Origin of the sequence: Burkholderia sp. E168m23, from assembly GCF_016586125.1 — a bacterium.
GTDB classification, from domain to species: domain Bacteria; phylum Pseudomonadota; class Gammaproteobacteria; order Burkholderiales; family Burkholderiaceae; genus Burkholderia; species Burkholderia orbicola.
Genome location: NZ_BCPP01001526.1, coordinates 1 through 913 on the forward strand (window position 1 = coordinate 1; position 913 = coordinate 913).

A 913-nucleotide genomic window follows, 5' to 3' on the forward strand; every position below is an offset into this window, starting at 1 on the left:
GAAGCGCGGCTGTTCGGGTGGCATGCCGCGCTGTTTCCGACCGGCTACTCGGGGCTGTCGCGCATCACGGTCGGCGGCTGGCGCACGGATGCGAGCGGGCCGATGCAGGTGGTTTCCGGGCCGATCGGCCGCCAGCGCGTGCATTTCGAGGCGCCGCCGGCCGCACGCGTGCCCGACGAGATCGGGCGTTTTCTCGCGTGGCTCAACGCGCCGCCGGCCGAACCGTTGCTGATCCGGGCCGGGCTCGCCCATCTGTGGTTCGTCACGCTCCACCCGTTCGACGACGGCAACGGTCGTATCGCACGCGCGCTCGGCGATCTGGTGCTGGCGCGCGCGGACCGAAGCCCGCAGCGTTTCTACAGCCTGTCCGCGCAGATCCAGCGCGAGCGCAACGCGTATTACGACGTGCTGGAGCGCACGCAGCGCGGCTCGCTCGACGTCACGGAGTGGCTCGCGTGGTTTCTGAATACGCTGGGCCGGGCCATCGATCATGCGCACACGACGCTCGATGCGGTACTGATCAAGGCGCGTTTCTGGCAGCGGTGCGCGGGCGTCGCGATGAACGAACGCCAGGTCAAGGTGATGAATCGCCTGCTGGACGGCTTCGAAGGCAAGCTGACGACCACCAAGTGGGCGGCCCTCGCGAAATGCTCGCAGGACACGGCGTTGCGCGACATCACGGAGCTCGTCGAGCAGGGCATGCTGCGTCGCTCGGCGTCCGGCGGCCGCAGCACGAGTTACGAGCTGGTGCCGTTCGACGGGTGACGTCGTCGCCGGCTCCGAAAACGAGCCACGCGTGGCACGACAGGCTCGACAAGACGCTGCCGATCGACGTGATGCAGTCAGCCGGCGCTGCCCGGCTATTTCCTGCGTGCCGCGCGCGCCTGCGTCTGCGCCGGCGGCGCGGCGGATT

Annotated in this window: 1 protein-coding gene; it reads left to right on the forward strand. The window is 69.2% G+C overall.

Annotation, left to right across the window (positions count from 1 at the left end; genetic code table 11):
- The coding region (locus JMF90_RS38645; RefSeq protein WP_201326504.1) for a Fic family protein at positions 1 to 765 on the forward strand (765 nt) is incomplete at its 5' end.
- Positions 766 to 913 lie beyond the last annotated feature (148 nt).